Source organism: Nocardia pseudovaccinii (genome assembly GCF_050942345.1).
In the GTDB taxonomy this organism is placed as follows: domain Bacteria; phylum Actinomycetota; class Actinomycetes; order Mycobacteriales; family Mycobacteriaceae; genus Nocardia; species Nocardia pseudovaccinii.
Window position 1 is genome coordinate 9,534,944 of sequence record NZ_CP192074.1, and the last position, 18,490, is coordinate 9,553,433.

Annotated in this window: 14 protein-coding genes; 7 read left to right on the forward strand and 7 right to left on the reverse strand. The window is 66.6% G+C overall.

Translation table 11 applies throughout. The annotated features are described in order from the left end of the window. Positions 1-181 precede the first annotated feature (181 nt). Both ACQPZ2_RS42740 and ACQPZ2_RS42745 read right to left on the reverse strand, forming a co-directional pair. On the reverse strand, positions 182-1,132 hold the full coding sequence (locus tag ACQPZ2_RS42740) for a GlxA family transcriptional regulator (protein ID WP_433523514.1): 951 nt from the start codon (positions 1,130-1,132) through the stop codon (positions 182-184). Between the two features lie 50 nt (positions 1,133-1,182). Beyond that, positions 1,183-1,581, reverse strand: a complete 399-nt coding sequence (locus ACQPZ2_RS42745) for a winged helix-turn-helix transcriptional regulator (RefSeq protein WP_433523515.1) — start codon at positions 1,579-1,581, stop codon at positions 1,183-1,185. Positions 1,582-1,644: 63 nt separating this feature from the next. On the opposite strand from ACQPZ2_RS42745, the gene ACQPZ2_RS42750 reads away from it, so the two are divergent. Both ACQPZ2_RS42750 and ACQPZ2_RS42755 read left to right on the forward strand, forming a co-directional pair. Then, a complete protein-coding gene (locus ACQPZ2_RS42750) occupies positions 1,645-2,484 on the forward strand; it encodes an NAD(P)H-binding protein (RefSeq protein WP_433523516.1) in 840 nt (279 codons plus the stop codon). 164 nt (positions 2,485-2,648) lie between these two features. Beyond that, complete coding sequence (locus tag ACQPZ2_RS42755; protein ID WP_433527681.1) at positions 2,649-3,383, forward strand: phosphohydrolase; 735 nt, start codon at positions 2,649-2,651, stop codon at positions 3,381-3,383. Positions 3,384-3,925: 542 nt separating this feature from the next. Here ACQPZ2_RS42755 and ACQPZ2_RS42760 read toward each other — a convergent pair. From ACQPZ2_RS42760 to ACQPZ2_RS42775, 4 genes are all read right to left on the reverse strand, one after another. Continuing rightward, a complete protein-coding gene (locus ACQPZ2_RS42760) occupies positions 3,926-5,764 on the reverse strand; it encodes a phosphoenolpyruvate carboxykinase (GTP) (RefSeq protein ID WP_433523517.1) in 1,839 nt (612 codons plus the stop codon). A gap of 240 nt (positions 5,765-6,004) precedes the next feature. Then, positions 6,005-7,540 (reverse strand): hypothetical protein, encoded by a 1,536-nt coding sequence (locus ACQPZ2_RS42765; protein ID WP_433523518.1) that lies wholly within the window; start codon positions 7,538-7,540, stop codon positions 6,005-6,007. Then, positions 7,527-8,660 carry a hypothetical protein gene (locus tag ACQPZ2_RS42770; RefSeq protein WP_433523519.1) on the reverse strand — a complete coding sequence of 378 codons (1,134 nt, stop codon included), beginning with the start codon at positions 8,658-8,660 and terminating at the stop codon, positions 7,527-7,529. The genes ACQPZ2_RS42765 and ACQPZ2_RS42770 overlap by 14 nt, the downstream gene beginning before the upstream one ends. Positions 8,661-8,783: 123 nt before the next feature. Beyond that, entirely contained in the window at positions 8,784-9,566 is a 783-nt protein-coding gene (locus ACQPZ2_RS42775) for an SDR family oxidoreductase (RefSeq protein WP_063047865.1), read from the reverse strand. 246 nt (positions 9,567-9,812) lie between these two features. Between ACQPZ2_RS42775 and ACQPZ2_RS42780 the strand changes: the two genes are divergently transcribed. The 4 genes from ACQPZ2_RS42780 (at position 9,813) to ACQPZ2_RS42795 (ending at position 15,629) form a co-directional block, all read left to right on the forward strand. Next, positions 9,813-11,150, forward strand: coding sequence for a lipase family protein (locus ACQPZ2_RS42780; RefSeq protein WP_433523520.1), 1,338 nt, complete (start codon positions 9,813-9,815; stop codon positions 11,148-11,150). A gap of 71 nt (positions 11,151-11,221) precedes the next feature. Next, positions 11,222-12,031, forward strand: a complete 810-nt coding sequence (trmB, locus tag ACQPZ2_RS42785; RefSeq protein ID WP_433523521.1) for a tRNA (guanosine(46)-N7)-methyltransferase TrmB — start codon at positions 11,222-11,224, stop codon at positions 12,029-12,031. Then, positions 12,031-12,759, forward strand: a complete 729-nt coding sequence (locus ACQPZ2_RS42790; protein WP_084509697.1) for an NYN domain-containing protein — start codon at positions 12,031-12,033, stop codon at positions 12,757-12,759. The genes trmB and ACQPZ2_RS42790 overlap by 1 nt, the downstream gene beginning before the upstream one ends. Continuing rightward, entirely contained in the window at positions 12,759-15,629 is a 2,871-nt protein-coding gene (locus tag ACQPZ2_RS42795; RefSeq protein ID WP_433523522.1) for an MMPL family transporter, read from the forward strand. The genes ACQPZ2_RS42790 and ACQPZ2_RS42795 overlap by 1 nt, the downstream gene beginning before the upstream one ends. Before the next feature lie 387 nt (positions 15,630-16,016). On the opposite strand, the gene ACQPZ2_RS42800 is transcribed toward ACQPZ2_RS42795, so the two are convergent. Beyond that, on the reverse strand, positions 16,017-17,222 hold the full coding sequence (locus ACQPZ2_RS42800; RefSeq protein WP_433523523.1) for an alpha/beta fold hydrolase: 1,206 nt from the start codon (positions 17,220-17,222) through the stop codon (positions 16,017-16,019). A gap of 88 nt (positions 17,223-17,310) precedes the next feature. Here ACQPZ2_RS42800 and ACQPZ2_RS42805 point away from each other — a divergent pair, with 88 nt between their 5' ends. Further along, on the forward strand, positions 17,311-17,907 hold the full coding sequence (locus ACQPZ2_RS42805; protein WP_433523524.1) for a TetR/AcrR family transcriptional regulator: 597 nt from the start codon (positions 17,311-17,313) through the stop codon (positions 17,905-17,907). Positions 17,908-18,490 lie beyond the last annotated feature (583 nt).

Sequence of the window (18,490 nt, forward strand, 5' to 3'; positions counted from 1 at the left end):
GAACTGTCGGGTCACGAGACGGAAAACACGCGAAGCATAGGCCCCTCCCGGACCGGCTTCTTATTAATATGAAGCACGTCCGGGCAAATCAACCGTAGCGCACCGACGGCTTCAGATCCGACGATCCGAGAACATCGACCGATCGATACCGCCTGGTACGCGCGTTCGCCGACGAGATTTGCTAACGACGCAGCGACCGGCGATAACCGGCGGGCGTCGTACCGGTGGCTGCGCGCAGATGCACCCGCAGCGCGGTGACGCTACCGAATCCGGACTGTGCCGCAACAACTTCGACGGGCAGTTCGGTAGTCTCCAGCAACTCTCTGGCACGTACGGTGCGCTGTGCCTCCAACCAGCGCCGCGGCGTGGTGCCCACCTCGGCTTTGAATCGGCGGATGAACGTGCGTTCACTCATCAGCGCATGTCCGGCAAGCGCCGAAACATCCGGCGCCGCAGCCGGATTCGCCGCCGCCCAGGCCATGGTCGCGGCCAGGGCGCCGGGGAAGTCATTGCCGCCCAAGGCATCCGGAATGTATTGCGCCTGACCGCCCTCGCGGTGCGGTGGTGTCACATTCCAGCGGGCCAAATCGGCGGCCGGACCCGCGCCCAGCTCTCGACGCACGATATGCAGGCACAGGTCCATTCCCGCGGACAATCCCGCCGAGGTGAGCACATCACCGTCGTCCACGTAGAGTGCGGCGGGGTCCAGCTTTACCGCTGGGAACAGTGCGGCGAATTCATCGCAATACGCCCAGTGGGTGGTGGCGGCCCGCCCGTCCAGGAGTCCGGCCCGCGCCAGGATGAACGCGCCGACGCAAATGCTCACCATGGTCGCGCCGCGCTCCGATGCGGCCCGCAGCGCATCGAGCACCTCGTCGGGCGGCGGCAGCGTGGGCAACCCGATACCCGGAACCACCACGATGTCGGCGTTCGCCAACGCCTCGAGCCCCTCGTCGACCCGGAGTTCGAAACCGTTCGGGGTCCACACCGGACCCGGCCGCACTCCACAGGTCCGCATCTCGAACCCCACCGACTCCCCGGTCTTGCCCGGCCCATGGCGGAATGCCTGGACCGCACAGGCCAGGTCGTAGGTCATGACGCCGTCCAGCGCCAGCGCGACTACCTGCTGCACATCCTCAGTGTGGCATGAATCCGAGCATGACTGGAATCCCTGCCATCAGGTTACTGGTGCTGGCGGTCGTGGCGGCGCTGGGCGGCCATGACCTCGACCGTGTGCTGACGGATCCAACCGAGGAACTGGTGCAGCGACACGGTGAGCCCCTGGCCCAGTTCGGTGAGTTCGTAGCTGACCCGCGGTGGCGTGGTGGGCTCGACGGTGCGCGCGATCAGCCCGTCGCGCCCGAGCGTGCGCAACGTCTGCGACAGCATTTTCTCGCTGATACCACCGATTTTGGCGTGCAGCTCGGAGAACCGTAGCGGCCCGTCGGTCAGCGCGGTCAGGATCAGCATTCCCCAGCGGCTCGTGATGTGGTCGAGCACCTCGCGTGCCGGGCACTCACTGTTGAATGCGTCACTCATGCCCTGCCAGGTAGTGGGCTCGACCTGCGAACGTACCGCCATTTCTGGAGCTTACCTGAAGGTATGTCCTTACCATGGGTAAGCCGGGCGGCCTACGCTGCCGCCATGGTCACAGTTGTTTTCGGAGCCAGAGGCAATGTCGGTCGCCACGTGGTGGAGGGCCTGATTTCGAGAGGGGAACAAGTCCGTTCGACGAGCAGGGCACCCGCCACCGCGGGCTTCCCGCCGGGCGCGGAGGTCGTCGCGGCCGATCTCGAGCAGCCCGAAACGCTGCCCGCGGCGCTCGAAGGGGCGCAGCGCGTATTCCTATACGCCAAGCCCGAGGGGATCGACGGTTTCGTGGCAGCCGCCGAGGCCGCCGGAGTCGAGCACGTGGTGTTCCTATCGTCGGGCGCCGTGCTGCACAGCAATGCGTCGAGCAATCCGATTGCCTTGATGCACAGCGTCATCGAGTCCGCCATCGAGAAGTCCGGTCTGAATTGGACCTTCATCCGCCCCGGCATGTTCGCCACGAACGCCCTCTGGTGGTGGCAGCATTCCATCCGTGACGAGGGCGCCGTCCGGCTGCCATATCCCGAAGCCAGGACCGCACCCATCCACGAGAAGGATCTGGCAGCACTCGCGGTGACCGCGCTGACCGAGCCTGGTCACGAAGGCCAGGCCTACACCGTATGGGGCTCCGAATCACTGACCCTGCGCGAGCAGGTGCGGCAGATCGGTGCGGCCATCGATCGCGAGATCGCTTTCGAAGTGATTTCCGATGAACAGGCCCGCGTGGAGCTGGGCAAGACCATGCCGGAGATCGGCGTCGAGGCCGTCCTGGCCGGATGGAAGGCCGGCGTCACCGAACCACCGCAGGTATCGACGATCGTCGAAGACCTCACCGGCCGCCCCGCCCACACCTTCGCCCAGTGGGCACAAGATCACGCTCTCGATTTCCGCTGACCGATCGCCTGTCCAGCCCGAACTTTCGGCTGGTGGGGCGTACGATTGGCGGGAATCCGAGGGTTACTGACATTTGCGCCACTCGTCGGCGGGCGCCTCGGGGGCTTCACTGAGAGCGAGACTTGTTCGAGGAGAAGGAGATCGACGTGGGTGCGCCTGCTGGGATGGATTGGGAATGGGCGACGCGTACGAGCGGGGCGCTTTCCGGTCGTCAGCGGAGGCAGCTGACTGCCAAGCTCGTTGCGGGATTGCCCCGGCTCGTTGCGGGACAGGTAGCGATGGCGCTCGGTCGACGCGGGAACGGGCGGGTGGATTTCGCGGAACTGAAACTGCCCGATTCGAAGCTGGCCAAGGCCACGGAAGAGGAAGCGCGGGAAAGTCTTTCGGTGCACGTGCTGGAGCACTCGTATCGGAGTTATTTCTTCGGGCGTGCGCTCGCTGAAGTCGATGGCACGCGATACGACGACGAGTTGGCCTACGTTTCCTGCCTGCTGCATGATTTGCATCTCGAACATCCAACGCCGGGAAGGTGTTTCGCGGTGACCGGGGCGGAGCGGGCCGTCGAATTCGTCACCGGTGCGGGTGCGACACCGGAACAGGCACACACCGTCGGTGCCGCGATCGCCGCGCACCTCACCGTCGGAGTCGCCGATGAGGTCGACGATCTCGGCTTCGTCTCCGCAGGCGCGTCCGTGGACGTCTTCGGGGCACGGATGTCCGATCTCGATCCGAGCTGGGTCGAGGAACTGCTGCGCCGCCATCCTCGGCACAACTTCAAACAGCATGTTACGCAAGCGCTGACGAACGAGGCTGCCGTGATGCCGGACGGACGGATCCGATGGCTCTTCCGGACTACGGGCTTCCGTCAAGTGATCCGGTTCGCGCCGTTCTCCGAATAATCCCGCCACAGCCGAATCCGCCCGCACCATCGCGAAAGATGGTGCGGGCGGTACCGCGCGTTCGTCGATTACTCAGCCACCACGGAGCGAGTCTTACGAGCGAGGAGTTCGCGACCCGTCTCGCGTCCGAGTCGTCGAAGCAACACGGTGCAGGCGGCGTCGCGCGTTCGTCGATTACTCAGCCACCACGGAGCGAGTCTTACGAGCGAGGAGTTCGCGGCCCGTCTCGCGTCCGAGTCGTCGAAGCAACACGGTGCAGGCGGCGTCGCGCGTTCGTCGATTACTCAGCCACCACGGAGCGAGTCTTACGAGCGAGGAGTTCGCGACCCGTCTCGCGTCCGAGTCGTCGAAGCAACACGGTGCAGGCGGCGTCGCGCGTTCGTCGATTACTCAGCCACCACGGAGCGAGTCTTACGAGCGAGGAGTTCGCGGCCCGTCTCGCGTCCGAGTCGTCGAAGCGCATGCGCCGCAGGCGCGAGTCTCGACGGCTCGGACGCGAGACACCAGGGGGCCGCGAACACGCCGCGCCGAAGGCGCGGCCATTAGACAGAGCCCAGGCGCTCCTTCAGCGCCTCGAACTCGTCGCGCACGCCGGAGGGCAGCTTGTCGCCGACGAATTCGAACCACTCCTCGATGAGCGGAATCTCCTTGCGCCATTCGTCCGCATCGACGGCGAGTGCCTCGTCGACATCGGCGGGATCGACCTTCAGACCCTCGAGGTCCATCTGGGCGGCGGTGGGCACATTGCCGATCGCGGTCGGCTCGGCCTGCGCCGAACCCTCGATGCGGCCGACGATCCACTCCAGCACGCGGGAGTTCTCACCGAATCCGGGCCACAGGAAGCGGCCGTCGCCACCGCGACGGAACCAGTTCACGTAGAAGATCTTCGGCAGCTTGTTCGCATCGGCGTTCTTACCGACATTGATCCAGTGGTTCAGGTAGTCACCGACGTGGTAGCCCATGAACGGCAGCATCGCCATCGGGTCGCGGCGCACGGTGCCGACCTTGCCCTCGGCGGCGGCGGTCTGCTCGGAGGACAGGGTCGCGCCCATGAAGACGCCGTGCTGCCAGTCGAAGGATTCGGTCACCAGCGGGACCGTGGTCTTGCGCCGGCCGCCGAACAGAATGGCCGAGATCGGCACACCCTGCGGGTCGTCCCATTCCGGAGCCAGGATCGGGCACTGCGACATCGGCGTGCAGTACCGCGAGTTCGGGTGCGCGGCAAGGGTTTCGGTCTCCCGCAGGTACCAGTCGTTGCCCTTCCAGTCGATCAGGTGATCGGGCTCGCCCTCCAGGCCCTCCCACCAGACATCGCCGTGATCGGTGAGCGCGACATTGGTGTAGACCGTGTTGCCCGCCTCGACGGTCGCCATCGCGTTCGGGTTCGAGCTGCGGTTGGTGCCCGGCGCGACGCCGAAGAATCCGAACTCGGGATTCACCGCGTACAGGCGGCCGTCCTTGCCGAACCGCATCCAGGCGATGTCGTCACCCAGGGTCTCCGCGCGCCAGCCGGGAACCGTCGGCTGGATCATCGCGAGGTTGGTCTTACCGCAGGCACTCGGGAAGGCCGCGGCGACGTAGTACGCCTTGTCCTCGGGGGAGATCAGCTTGAGGATCAGCATGTGCTCGGCCAGCCAGCCCTCGTCGTGGGCCATGGCCGAGGCGATGCGTAGCGAGTAGCACTTCTTGCCGAGCAGCGCGTTGCCGCCGTAGCCGGAGCCGTAGCTCCAGATCTCGCGGTCCTCGGGGAAGTGGGTGATGTACTTGGTGTCGTTGCACGGCCACGGCACATCCGCCTGACCGTCGGCCAGCGGGGCGCCGACGGAGTGCAGGGCCTTCACGAAAGGCTTATCGGTGCCGAGCTTCTCCAGCGCGGCGGTGCCCATGCGGGTCATCACGCGCATCGAGACGACGACGTATTCGGAGTCGGTGAGCTCGACACCCAGCTTGGGGTCCTCGGCGCCGAGCGGGCCCATGCAGAACGGCACCACGTACATGGTGCGGCCCTTCATCGAGCCGCGGTACAGCTCGGTCATGGTGGCGCGCATCTCGGTGGGGTCGACCCAGTTGTTGGTGGGGCCCGCGTCGGCCGCGGTCTTCGAACAGATGTAGGTGCGGGATTCGACACGCGCCACATCGGAGGGGTCGGAGAGGGCGAGGAACGAGTTCGGCTTCTTGTCCTCGTTGAGCTTCTTGAAAGTGCCCGCCGCAACGAGCTGAGCGGTCAGCCGATCCCACTCTTCGTCGGAACCGTCCGCCCAGACCACTCGCTCTGGCTGAGTGAGTTCTGCGACGTCCTGTACCCAGGCGAGTAGTTCGCTGTGCTCGGTCGGCTGCTTGCCGTCGGAATCGCGAAGACCAGGAATGGTCGCTGAGGTCATGAAAACTCTCCTGAGATGGGCGGTTCACGGTGTTTCCGCCTGGCCTATAGGCCCATGACCAGCGCGAACACACCGAGCGCCACCGTTGGCGGGAAGGCACCCGCTACGACCAGTCGAAAGCGCGTCATGGCTGGACCGCGTACAAGGACGAAGCGGACGCCCAGGTTCCTGCTTAAGAGGTTAACGCGATGTGACGACCAGTACGGAATCGGGTTCCCCCAGGAGTACCCACTAAGTTACCTAATCAAAAGAAGTCCGATACCGGTCGAGGATGGCGATATCGCGTTCGCAGGCGGCGAGCTGTCCCGGTTGCTCCGCTGCGGCGCGGCGCAGTCTGGCCTCCAATTCGGCCACCTGACGGTCGATTTCGACGATTCGCTCGGTGCTCGCGCGCATGACGCGGTCCGATAGCGCGGTCTCCGATTCCACCAGCGCGGTGGCGACCCGCTGCTCCAATTGGGCCTTCACATTGACCAGCGCGTCCGAGACCCATTGACGTAGGTGCGCACGGTCGGCGACCTGACCGCGGGCCCGCACCACCCAGGCCGCCGCACCCGCTCCGAGCAGCAGCGTCACAGGCAGGACCGCGAAATTGAGGGCTTGCACGAGCGAGAACGGGGCCACCAGCAGGCGGCCGATGCCGACCCCCGCGGACGCACCCAGCGCGATCATGAGGTGATCTTCGACACCTCGGTGCCTCGGCTCCGGATCCGGACCGACACGCGGGGCCGGATCACGCCAACGCGGTGGCATGCCGCGGTCCTGTTCCGGTGCTGCGGCGAGCCGGTCGGTGAGCTCGGACAGCCGCTGGTCGATGGTTCCGTCCACGACGTTGGTCAGCTCGTTGACCGCCTGCTGTAAGCGTTCGGGATAGCCGCCGAATTCGGCGCGGCGCAAGCGATCGAGTTCGCCCCGGGCGGCGGCGTGCAGCGCGCGGACCCGGGCCCCGACATCGGTCATCAGATCCACCCTGGCCAGATGCAGCTGGCTGCGCAGGGTGGACATGGCGGTGGCGCGGCCGCCGTCACGCCCGGCGAGCAGTACGGCGCGTTCCTCGCGCCACTGGATCGGTTCCGCGCCGGAGCGCAGTACCGCGACCTGTTCGGCGACCCGTCGGCGGGTATCGGTCAACACGCGCGTGGTGACCGCGGCGACCCGGTCATCGGATTCGGCGCCGGCCGTGGCCGCCGCGAGTTCCGCATGCAGCGCGCCGAGTCCGGAGCGATCGAGCAGACCCGCATCTCCACCCGATCGGCCCGCCACCGCGAGCCGCGCCGAAACCGGCACGATCTCCAGATCGTCGATCCCCTGGGCGGCGAGCAGTTCGAGGTTGTGCGCCCGCACCGCGCGCCAGTCCTGATAGGCGTGGATGCCGTTCATGGCGAGCAGGAGCCGGGTGCCGTCGGCGCGCAGGCGCTGCACGATGTGCAGGGTGTCGGCGCCGAGGGCACTACCCGCGTCCAACAGCATGAGCGCGACCGCCGACGGCGCATTACCCGACGGCGACGTGGTCTCCACCGCCGCGCTCGCATCGGGCACCGGATCCGAGAGCGGGATCCGCGGCTCGAACCGTGCCAGCTCGGTGCGCAACAGGCTCGTACTGGCGTCATCGGGCCCGATCAACGACACCGCCGACGCCACCCCGGTCCCCCGCACCGCGCGCAACAGCGCCGTCCCCTGCGGATTCCACCGCGCGATGACCGCCTCGACCTCTGGAGTCAGCGACCCCTTCTCGGGCTCCGCGCCGACGGAATCCGGTTGCTCAGAGTCCGGCACTGCTCATCCGTTCCCATAGCCGGATGTAGCCGTTGTGCACGCGCAGGGCGGCGCGGCGAGCCGCGGCGGACATATCGCTGGAGACCACCGCGCGCCAGCGGGCGGCGCGGGCCAGGGCGTCGTCGGCATCGGACGGCGCGGGTGCGCGATATCCGGCGGCCAGGTGGGCGACCTCCGGGTAGGCGAGACCCGCGCAGAGGCCGAGCCAGAGGGCGTCGTCGCCGAGGAGGTAGTCCTCCAGCACGTCCCGTGCGTTCGCGCCGTCGGCCGGGACGGCGCGGGCGGCGAGACGGGCCAGTTCGTCGAGAAGTTCGCCGCCGCGCAGCGCGGAGACCTGTTCGTAGCGGCGGTGCAATAAGCGGTGCAGCGGATCGATACCGCTGGCCGCGTGCATGATCTGCAGCAGTGCGTGCGGACCCAGTCCGGGGTCTTGCCGCAACGCCGACAGCGCACAGGTCACGCCGTACAGATCCCAGCGCTGCAACAGCTCTTCACGCTCGGCGACGTCCGGTCCGGCCGATGCCGAGACGAACAAGTCGGGCGAAAGCGTGAGCGCCGGATCCGCGCTTTCGGCAAGGCGGCGCAGCGTGGCCATATCGGCCTCGCTCACCGCACCGGCCCTGGTGCGCACGGCCAACGAGGCGACCACCGGCAGCGTGACGGTCCCGAGGCCGCCGCTGTACTGCTCGGCGGCGGCGACCGCATCACCCCACCGGGATCCGATGGCATCGGCCTTGTTCAGCACCGCGACCGTGCGCTCCGGCGGCAGTTCCGACAGAATCCGCCGGTCGGCAGGCTGTGGCGCACCGGAGAGCACATAGACGACGATGTCGGCGTCGAGTTCAGGATCGGCCACACCCGGTTCATCGATCGGCGCCGTCTCCACCGCCGACATCAACGCCAGCGCGTGCAGCACGGTGGTCCGCCCGGTATGCGCCCGCCCGGTCACCTGAATGCGCGGCGGCCGACGCCAGCGCGCGACGGCGGTCCCCACCTGGCCAACGATCCGCGGATCGGCACCCGAGCGCAGCGTCGCGAGCAGGTGGTCGAGTTGGTCCAGTTCCCGTGCGGGTCCGCCCGGTCGGATCCGGGGCCCGTCGGATTCGGTGGCTGTCGGCAAAGCTTCGCACCCCCTTTTCGGTGCGCCATTCTTGCAGACATACCGCGCGGACGGGCCGTAGCGACTGCTTGCAGGTCGCTCGAAAGGGTCAGCTGGCGACTGCTTGCGGGTCGCTCGAAAGGGTCAGCTGCCGCTGAAGTATTTGTTCGCGGTCCGCACGGCCCAGTTGGGCGCGTATTTCGCGGCGGCCGCCAGTACCTTTGCCTGCGCACCGATTTCGTAGTGCACCCGCGGCAGCCGTCCGCGCTTGCGGGTCGCGTCCCAGATCCCTTGCGCGACATCCTCGGCGGTCAGACGCACGCCGAGCGATTTGGTCGTACCGGTCTCGACGCCGTCCACCATGGCGGTGGCCACGAACAGCGGCCACACCGCGATCACCCGGATATCGTGACGCTCCCATTCGAGATCGAGTGCCTCGGTGAGGTTTTTGACCGCGGACTTGGTCGCGCCGTAGCTGGCGAGTTCGGGTTGACCGTAGATCGCCGATGCCGAGCACAGATTCACCACCTGAGCACCGGGCGTATCGCGCAGATAGCTGAACGCGGCATGCGTTCCCGCTATGACCCCGCCGAGATTGACGTCGATGATTGTCTGGTGGGCGGCCAGATCGATCGATTCGAATGAACCCGCGCGCAGGATGCCCGCATTGTTGACGAGGATGTCGAGCCGGTTCTCGTCACCGTTGAACTCCGCGAGACGCTCGGTCCAGTGAGTGTCGTTCGTCACATCCAGCACCCCGGTGCGCACACTGCCGTCGGCGGCGTGGATATCGGCCGCGAGCCTGGTCAGCCCCACCTCATCGATATCGTATGCACCGACGTGATACCCCTGTGCTGCGAAAAGTAGGGCCGTGGCCCGGCCGATACCCGCCGCCGCACCGGTGATGAACACAGTCGGTCTGCTCATGCGCGCAGTCTAGTGCGGCGGCAAGCCCCCTACCTCGGGGTTCCCACAGATGCCATGGTCACTTAATCTGGCGGGATGGTCGGCACCATAGTCGGTGCGCAGCTTTGCTTTTCGAACACGCGGTGCGAGCGACGGGCCCGGAGGCGGTAGTTTACGTCACCACGCAGGGCCCCGGGAGCGCCGCAATCGAACACGGCAAGCCGACCAGGCGGAATCCGTTCCGCTGGTCTCGATGAGGAGGTTGCCGTGACTGTCGATGTCATCGGTGTCGAGCCGGACGCGTCCGGCGATCGGAAGCCACTGCTACCCAGTAGCGATCCATTCCTCCGACCACCGAAGGGTTTCGCGGCCCGTCCGGCCGGGACCATCCTGCGCAGCCGTCGCGTCGAACTCGCACTGTTCGGTCTTGTACCGCAGCAGGTCTCTGCCTGGCAGCTGCTCTACCGCAGCTGTGACATGCACGGCACTCCGGAAGCGGCAGTCACCACGGTGCTGTTGCCGCTCGACGCCGACCCTAACGAAGACCGCCCGCTGCTGGCCTTCCAGACCGCCATGGACGCGGTCGCCGAGCGATGTTCCCCCTCCTACGCACTGCGTCGCGGTGCCCACGCACTCGGCTCGGTCACCCAATTCGAATGGATGCTGGTGGCCAACGCGCTGCGCCGGGGCTGGGCGGTGAGCATCGCCGATCACGAGGGCCCGCACGGGAATTTCGGCGCGCCGCGCGAGCCCGGTTACCGCGGACTCGACGGGATCCGCGCGGCGCTGCGCTTCGCGCCGCTTGGTCTGCGCCCCGATACCCGGATCGCGGTCTGGGGTTATTCCGGCGGCGGTATGGCCAGTTCGTGGTTGGTCGAGATGGCGCCGACCTACGCACCGGAGCTCGATATCGTCGGCGCGGTACTCGGTGCGCCGGTCGGCGATCCCGGCCAGGTATTCACCCGGCTCAACGGCGGGCACTACGCCGGACTGCCCGCGATCGTGATCGCGGCGCTACGCAGGCTCTATCCGGCACTGGGCGAGGTATTCGACAGCGATTGCGATGCCGAGGGTCTGCGGCTCATCGAACGCGCCGAACGGTCGACACCGTTCGCGGCGGTTCTCGGGCTCGTCAAAAGAGATGTCGGCCACCATCTGAGCCGTCCGCTCGCCGAGGTACTCGCCACGCCCGATATGCAGGCCATGCTCGACGACCTGCGCCTCGGCCACTCCACCCCGACCTGCCCGCTGCTGGTGTTGCAGCCGGTGCACGACCAGATCATCCATATGGACGGCGTCGACGGCCAGGTCGAGCGGTATCGCCGCGGCGGCGCACAGGTCACCTATGTGCGCGACCGGCTCAGCGAGCATTTCTCGCTGCTCCCCCTGGCCACCCCGATCAGCCTGGACTGGCTCAGCGACCGGCTCGCCGGAAAACCGGTGCGCGAAGTCGGTGACAGCACGGTGTGGTCGGTCGCCGCCTCGCCCACGGGGGTGCGCGGGCTGTGGGAAATGCTCGGCACCGCACTCAAGGTGGCGCTGGGCAAGCCGCTGCGTCAGGAGACCGAGCCCGCCGCTCGAATCCCCCGCGTACGCGCCGCATAATCGTTCGTATCGGGTGACCCGCAAGCGATCCGCTACGACCGCTTGCTGCCCGCATCCTGCGATGCTGGACAATGGAGCGCGTGAACGACGCCGCGAACCATACTGCCGAGTCAGTTCCCGGACCGCCGTCCACAGCTCCGGCTCCGGCGGACGGTGGATCCCGAAAGGGCTCGGGCTCTCGCCTGTACCCACGCGTGACGAGCTTCCGCTCGCGCCGGGGCGCACTCACCGCGACCCAGCAGCAATCCTGGGATCGCACCTGGCCCGAGATCGGCCGCGATGTGGCCGACGAACCACTCGACGCCCCTGCCTGGTTCGGCCGGGAGGCTCCGCTCGTCATCGAAATCGGTTGTGGGACAGGCACCGCCACCGCCGCGATGGCACAGGCGGAACCGCATTTGAATCTCATCGGCATCGAGGTCTACCAGCCCGGTCTCGCGCAATTGGTGCAACGCATCGAGCGTGAGCAGATCGGCAACATTCGACTGCTGCGCGGTGACGCTGTGGATGTGCTGGAAAACATGATTGCTGAGCAGTCGCTCACGGGCGTTCGAGTCTTCTTTCCCGACCCGTGGCCGAAGGCGCGACACCATAAACGCCGACTGTTGCAGCCCGCGACATTCGCACTGATCGCCAATCGCCTGCGGCCCGGCGGTGTGTTGCACGTCGCGACCGACCACGCCGACTACGCCGAATTCATCGCCGAGGTCGGTGCCGCAGAACCGCAGCTCATCGGCCTCAACGAGACCACGGTCGGGGTCAGCGCCGAGCATCGCGACAGCGCCCCGATCGGCTTCGAAAGGCCCGTCACGAAATTCGAAGGCAAGGCACATCGCGCCGGAAGCGCCATCAACGAGTTCATATGGGGGAAGATCGGATGATGAGTGTCGGTGAGATGGCCCATGCGGTCGTGGATGTTGCCGGGGAGGTGCACGGAACCGGATCCGAGGTGATCGGCGCGGTTACGCCCGATGTGCGTCGGGTGCTATTGGTCTGGGACGCCCCGAACCTCGATATGGGACTGGGCGCGATCCTCGGCGGCCGCCCGACCGCCGCCTATCGACCGCGCTTCGACGCGCTCGGCCGCTGGCTGCTCGCGCGCACCGCCGAACTATCGGTGGGCAGCGTGACCAGGGTCGAACCGGAAGCGACCGTCTTCACCAATATCGCGCCGGGTACCGCCGATGTGGTGCGGCCGTGGGTGGAGGCGCTGCGCAATGTCGGCTACGCGGTCTTCGCCAAGCCCAAGATCGATGAGGACTCCGATGTCGACGCGGATATGCTCGCGCACATCGAGCTACGCAGCCGCGGTGCCGGGCTGGCGGGCATCATGGTCGCCTCCGCCGATGGCCAGGCATTCCGCGAACCGCTCGAACGATTGGCCGCCAACGGAATCCCCGTTCAGATACTCGGCTTCCGTGAGCATGCGAGTTGGGCCGTAACATCCGATACCCTCGAGTTCGTAGATCTCGAGGACATCCCGGGCGTGTTCCGTGAACCACTGCCCAGGGTCAGCCTCGACTCGCTGCCCGATGAGGGAGCCTGGCTGCAGCCGTTCCGGCCGCTGTCGGCGCTGCTCACCTCTCGCCCTGCCCAAGGAGTCGCTTAGTGTTCACACGCTGGGGCGATCTGGTCTATCGGCTGCGCTTCGCCGTCATCGGCATGGTCGCGGCCGCCCTCTTGGCACTCGGCGGTTACGGCCTTGGCCTGGAAGACCATCTCAGCTCCAGCGGGTGGGACGATCCCACGTCGCAATCGGCCAAGGCGGCCAAGTTGTCCGACGAGGCGTTCGGACGTGATCACAACAGCGATGTGATCGTGCTCTACACCGCACCGGACGGTAAGACGATCGATGATCCCGAATTCCGGCAGAAGATCGTCGACAGCCTCAATTCGCTGCCGCGCGAACATCCGGATGAGATCTCCAAGATCAACGGCGCCTACTGGCAGACCGAAACCGGTCCGGCATCACCGTTGACATTCGGTTCGAAGGATAAGAAGTACACCTTCGCCTCGGTCGCCATCCAGGGCAATAACGACACCGATATGGTGCGCAATTTCCGGAAAGCGAAGGATGCCTTCGCCATTCCGGGCGTCGATGTGCAGGTCGCGGGTCTGCAGGCGGTGGCGGGCACGCTGAACGACACCATGGCCGCGGACCAGAAGCGGATGGAGATCCTGGCCATCCCCGCGGTCGCGGTGCTGCTGTTCTTCATCTTCGGTGGTGTTGTCGCGGCGGCGCTACCACTGATCGTCGGTGGTCTCACGGTGATCGGCGCCTGGGGCATCGTGCGGTTCGTGACCGAGTTCACCGAGGTCAACTCGTTTGTCTCGCCGGTCGTTTCGATGATCGGTCTCGGTCTGGCCATCGACTACGGCCTGTTCATCGTGAGTCGATTCCGCGAGGAACTCGCCGAGGGCTACGACACCCGTGCGGCCGTGCGACGTTCGGTGATGACCGCGGGTCGCACCGTGGTGTTCTCCGCGACGATGATCATCGCGAGCCTCGGCGGCATGCTGCTGTTTCCGCAGGGCTTCCTCAAATCGATCGCCTACGGCTCCATCGCGACCGTCACGCTGGCCGCGCTGACCGCCATCACCATCCTGCCCGCGATGCTCAGCATTCTCGGGTCGCGGGTGGATTTGCTCGGGCTCAAGCGTTTCCGCAAGACCAAGACCGCGGAGGAAGTCGAGACCGGTTTCTGGGGCAAGTCGACCCGCTGGGTGATGCAGCATCCGCTCAAGATCGCGATCCCGATCTGCATCCTGTTGCTGCTGCTGATCATTCCGGTCAAGAATCTGGCCTTCGGCGGTATCAACGAGCGGTATCTGCCGCCGGATAACGCGACCCGGCTCGCGCAGGCGAAGTTCGACTCGATCTTCCCGCTACGCAAGTCCGATCCGATCCAGCTGGTTTTCGTCTCCGGTAACAGCAGTGACGTCGGCAAGGTGTGGACCGCGGCCAAGCAGGCGCCCGGCTTGAACGGCACCTTCGACGTGCCCGCTCAGTCCAACACGGACAAGGAAGTGTTCCGCACCAGCGCGACACTGGCGGATTCGGAGAATCCGGATCCGACCATCGACTATCTGCGCTCCCTCGAAATCCCGGACGACGTGCAGATGTATGTCGGCGGACAGCCCGCGATCCAGAAGGACAGCATCGACGCGCTGCTGCACCGGATGCCGTGGATGATCGCGCTGGTCCTGTTCGTGACCACGCTGCTGATGTTCCTCACCTTCGGCTCACTGGTGCTGCCCATCAAGGCCGCGTTGATGAGCGCGCTCGGATTGGGTTCCACGCTCGGCATTTTGACGTGGATCTTCGTCGACGGGCACGCCGCGGGCCTGCTGAACTTCACGCCGCAGCCGATCATGTCGCCGGTATTGGTGCTGATCATCGCTGTTATCTACGGTCTTTCGACCGACTACGAGGTATTCCTGTTGTCGCGCATGGTCGAAGCGCGCACGCAAGGGGCCTCGACGACCGAGGCGGTGCGCATCGGTACCGCGCAGACCGGGCGCATCATCACCGCCGCCGCGCTCATCCTGCTCGTGGTGACCGGCGCGTTCGCGTTCTCCGATCTGGTCATGATGCAGTATCTGGCCTACGGCATGATCGCGGCGCTTTTCATCGACGCGACGATTCTGCGCATGCTGCTCGTCCCGGCCACCATGAAGCTGCTCGGCGACGACTGCTGGTGGGCGCCTGCGTGGATGAAGAAGGTGCAGCAGAAGATCGGGCTCGGCGAGCCGATTCTGGACGACGAACGTCCCGGCGGGGGGGAGGTCGTCGACCTGGTCAAGACCACGCCGATCACCGATCCGGTGACGATGCAGATGCCCGCGCTCACCGATAACGCCAGTACTCGGTCGCGGTCGCCGCGGCGGCCGCGCACGGTCGAGGAGATCGAGGCGGACGCGCCGACGCAGCATTTCGCGAAGCTCCCGCCCGAGCCGCCGGTGCCGCCGCGGCCGGTTGTCGCGCCGCACGATCCGACTCGGCCGCGGGCGAATCCGTCGCTGCACACGCCACCGCCTGGGCCGCCCGTGCCGCCATCCGGACTGGCATCGCCTGCGCCGGGGTTGCCGCCTGCGCAGGGGTCGCCGGCCGTGCCGTTCGGCCAGTCGGCGCCGCCCGCACCCGAGCCCATTCGGCCGCGGCCGATTCCGACGATTTCGGGAGCGTCCGAACCGACTCGTCCGATTCCGCCTGCGCCCACACCGACGCCTCCCCCGCCACCGGTTCAGCAGACGCCCATCCCGGCTTCGGACCATCCGACCCACCACGCGCCGTCGGAGCGGCCCGCCCCGTCGAATGACGATGTCTCGGACGAGAACCGGAGCAGCATCGAGAACTGGATGGCCGAGTTGCGGTCCAATCGTCGCCGCATCGGCCAGCCCGACGAAGGTCGGCACCACAGCGCGGACGGGCGGACAGTCAGCGTGAACGAGTTGCTGCGGCGGCGGGATCGCGAGTAACGCGCTGCGCAGCTGCGGCTTTCGACGGCGACTACGCAAGGGCGCGGAGGAAGAACTGGCGGGCGCCTTGTTCGTTGAGCCAGCGCCGGATGGCGTTGCCAGATGGTGCCGTCTGGGTTCGCGAGGGTCGCGATACGGACTCCTCCATCAGCAGATTTGCGCCGAGTGGGGAAGCTATGGCTTTCGAATTCCGGCCTCAGTGGGCGTTCCGCGGGAGGTCGTCGCGGCCCGGGTGCGAATTCCGGTGTGTCGTTATTGGTTTCGATGGCGTTGAGCGCTGCTGAGGAGACTCGGGTGCCGGTGGTGGATTCGTCGGTGACGACCGAACGACACTGAGCAGCTTCGGTGCCAGCGGTTTTGCGGGCCGTTCGGTGCGAACCCAGAGGCTCACCGGCTCGGCGTTGCGCTCAGGTTGTCGTCCGCTGCGGGCTGATGATCGTGGAGCCAGGCGAGGATGGCCTGCAGGCAGGTGCCGATATTGCCGATTTGGCAGTGGTTTTGGGCTTGTTCGGCGGCGGTGAACAGGCGAGTAGTGACGGAGCGGGCGTGGGTCAGCGCGGCGGCTTGGCGGTGGAGTTGGCGTGCGGGGACGTAGTGGTCGTCGGCTCCGGCGAGCAGGAGGACGTCGGCGGTGACGCGGTCGGAGATGGTGCGGGTGGACAGGGCGCGGGCGGCGCGGAAGAAGGCGTAGGCGTCCGCGGTGCCGGTGACGTGCATGCCTTGGCGCACGCCCCAGGCGGCGATCGGTTTGCGGGCGGCGGCCAAGCGCGCGGTGAGGTTGACGATGGGGCGAGCGTGGGCGGCGAGGGCGAGACGCAGCGCCGGGGTTGCGCCGGGAAAGGCTTGTCCGCCAAGGCATTCGAGGAAGTCATCGAGAACGTCGAGCGCGACGACGCGCCGGATGCGTGGTTCGAGGGCGGCGGCGCGGATGGCGAGTCCACCGCCGAGTGAGATGCCGATCAAGGTGACGTCATCGAGGCCGTAGTGGTCGAGGACGGCACCGACAGGGTGTTCCCAGGCTGCGGTGAGAGGCAGTCCGTGGTCTTCCAGAGCGCCGCCCTGGCCGGGGCCGTCGAAGGCGATGACGCGGTATCCGGCGCGGGCGCCGGTCAGTAGCAGGGGGAAGATTTCCTCGGTGTACTCGTCGAATCCACCGCAGACGACGATGACGCCTCGCGAAGGGCCTTCGGGCCGCACCTCGTATGTCGGCAATGCGACCGCACCGAAGGGCACATCGACCGGAAACAGCTGGTAGAGATCGCGCATCGCACCGACGAACCGGTCGCGAGCGTGGACGCGGCGCGGGTCGTCCACGGGCATGAAGAACTCTGCCGCCCGGTCGTAGTACGCGGCGGGCAGCACGCGACCGTCCGCCCGTGACTGCTGCGCCAGTTCGAGGAACGCCGTGATCCAGTCGGAGTAGGAGCCGATCCGCTCGGCGGCGGCGCGAATCTCGGTCAGAGCATCGGGGCCGATCCACTGCAGGAATCGGTTGAGCTGGAATTCCATGCCCCGGTCCGGATGCAGTCTGTGGTAGCCGACTGGGTCCGCAGCGGGCGCGAGGTCGATGGTCGGCGCATCCCAGTTGACCATATCCACTCCTTAACGCAAGCAATCATGCGATAAGAACGCTAACCCGCACCGCACTCGAACGCAAGGATTCTTGCGTTAAGGTGGCTGGGTGACCGAGTCAGCAGATCGGCCGCGGCGTACCGGCGGTCGCAGTGCGCGGGTGCGCGGCGCAGTCGTCGAGGCCGCCGTCAGCGTGCTGCTCGAACATGGTCCGAACAATTTCAGTGTCGGCGAGGTCGCGGCCCGTGCCGGTGTCCATGAGACCTCGATCTACCGCCGCTGGCGCACCCGAGAGAACCTCATCGTCGATGCGATGCTGGCCACCAGCGGCGAGGACGTCCCCGTGCCCGATACCGGCTCGGTGCGGGGCGACCTCCTCGCACTGACCCGCTCGGTAGCGGCATTCCTGTCCCAACCCGCCGGAGCGACCTTCACCCGCGCGGCGGCCGTGCACGTCGACGACGAGTCCGTCGCAGCAGCGCGCCGCAGGTTCTGGGAATCGCGCCTCGGCCTGACGTCGGTCATCATCGAACGCGGCATTCAGCGAGGCGAGTTGCCCCGGACCACCGATGCGCGCCTGGTGCTGGAGACCGTCATCGCGCCGTTCCACATGCGAGTCCTACTCACCCACGAGCCGATCGACGAGACCCTGCCCGAACGCATCGTCGCCCTGATCTGCGCCGGGCTGGAGCAACCGGGTGCGTGACACACGCCGAGTTGGTGCAACGAGATTGCCACTAGCCCAACGATGCTCAACACCTGAGTACCCGCCAACGGTCGGACCGGTCTCGCCGGGTTGCGTCTGCTGAATTCTGATATCTAACAGAGGCTTCGGCGAGACGTTCGGGCGTTGCGGTGTGCCGAGCGGCACGGTCACTGCCTGCATCGGCGAGTGCCGCTGCTGAATCCTCGTTTGCGACACCGGCTTCAGCGAAGGACCCGCCGCTACGGGTACCGGCAAGGAGGCGCCCACAGGTGTCAGCGGGCTGACTTTGCTGAATCCGGGTTTGCGGCACCGGCTTCAGCGAAAGCCCGCCACTACAGATACCAGCAAGGAGGCGCCCGCAAGTATCACCGCGCAGACTTTGCTGAATCCGGGTTTGCGGCACCGGCTTCCGCGAAAGCCCGCCACTACAGATACCAGCAAGGAGGCGCCCGCAAGTATCAGCGCGCTGACTTTGCTGAATCCTCGTCTGCGGCACCGGCTTCGACGAAGGGCCGACATTGCAAATACCAGCCGAGACGAGAAAGACCCCGCGAGTATCAGCGGGGTCTTCTGCTGGATCTCG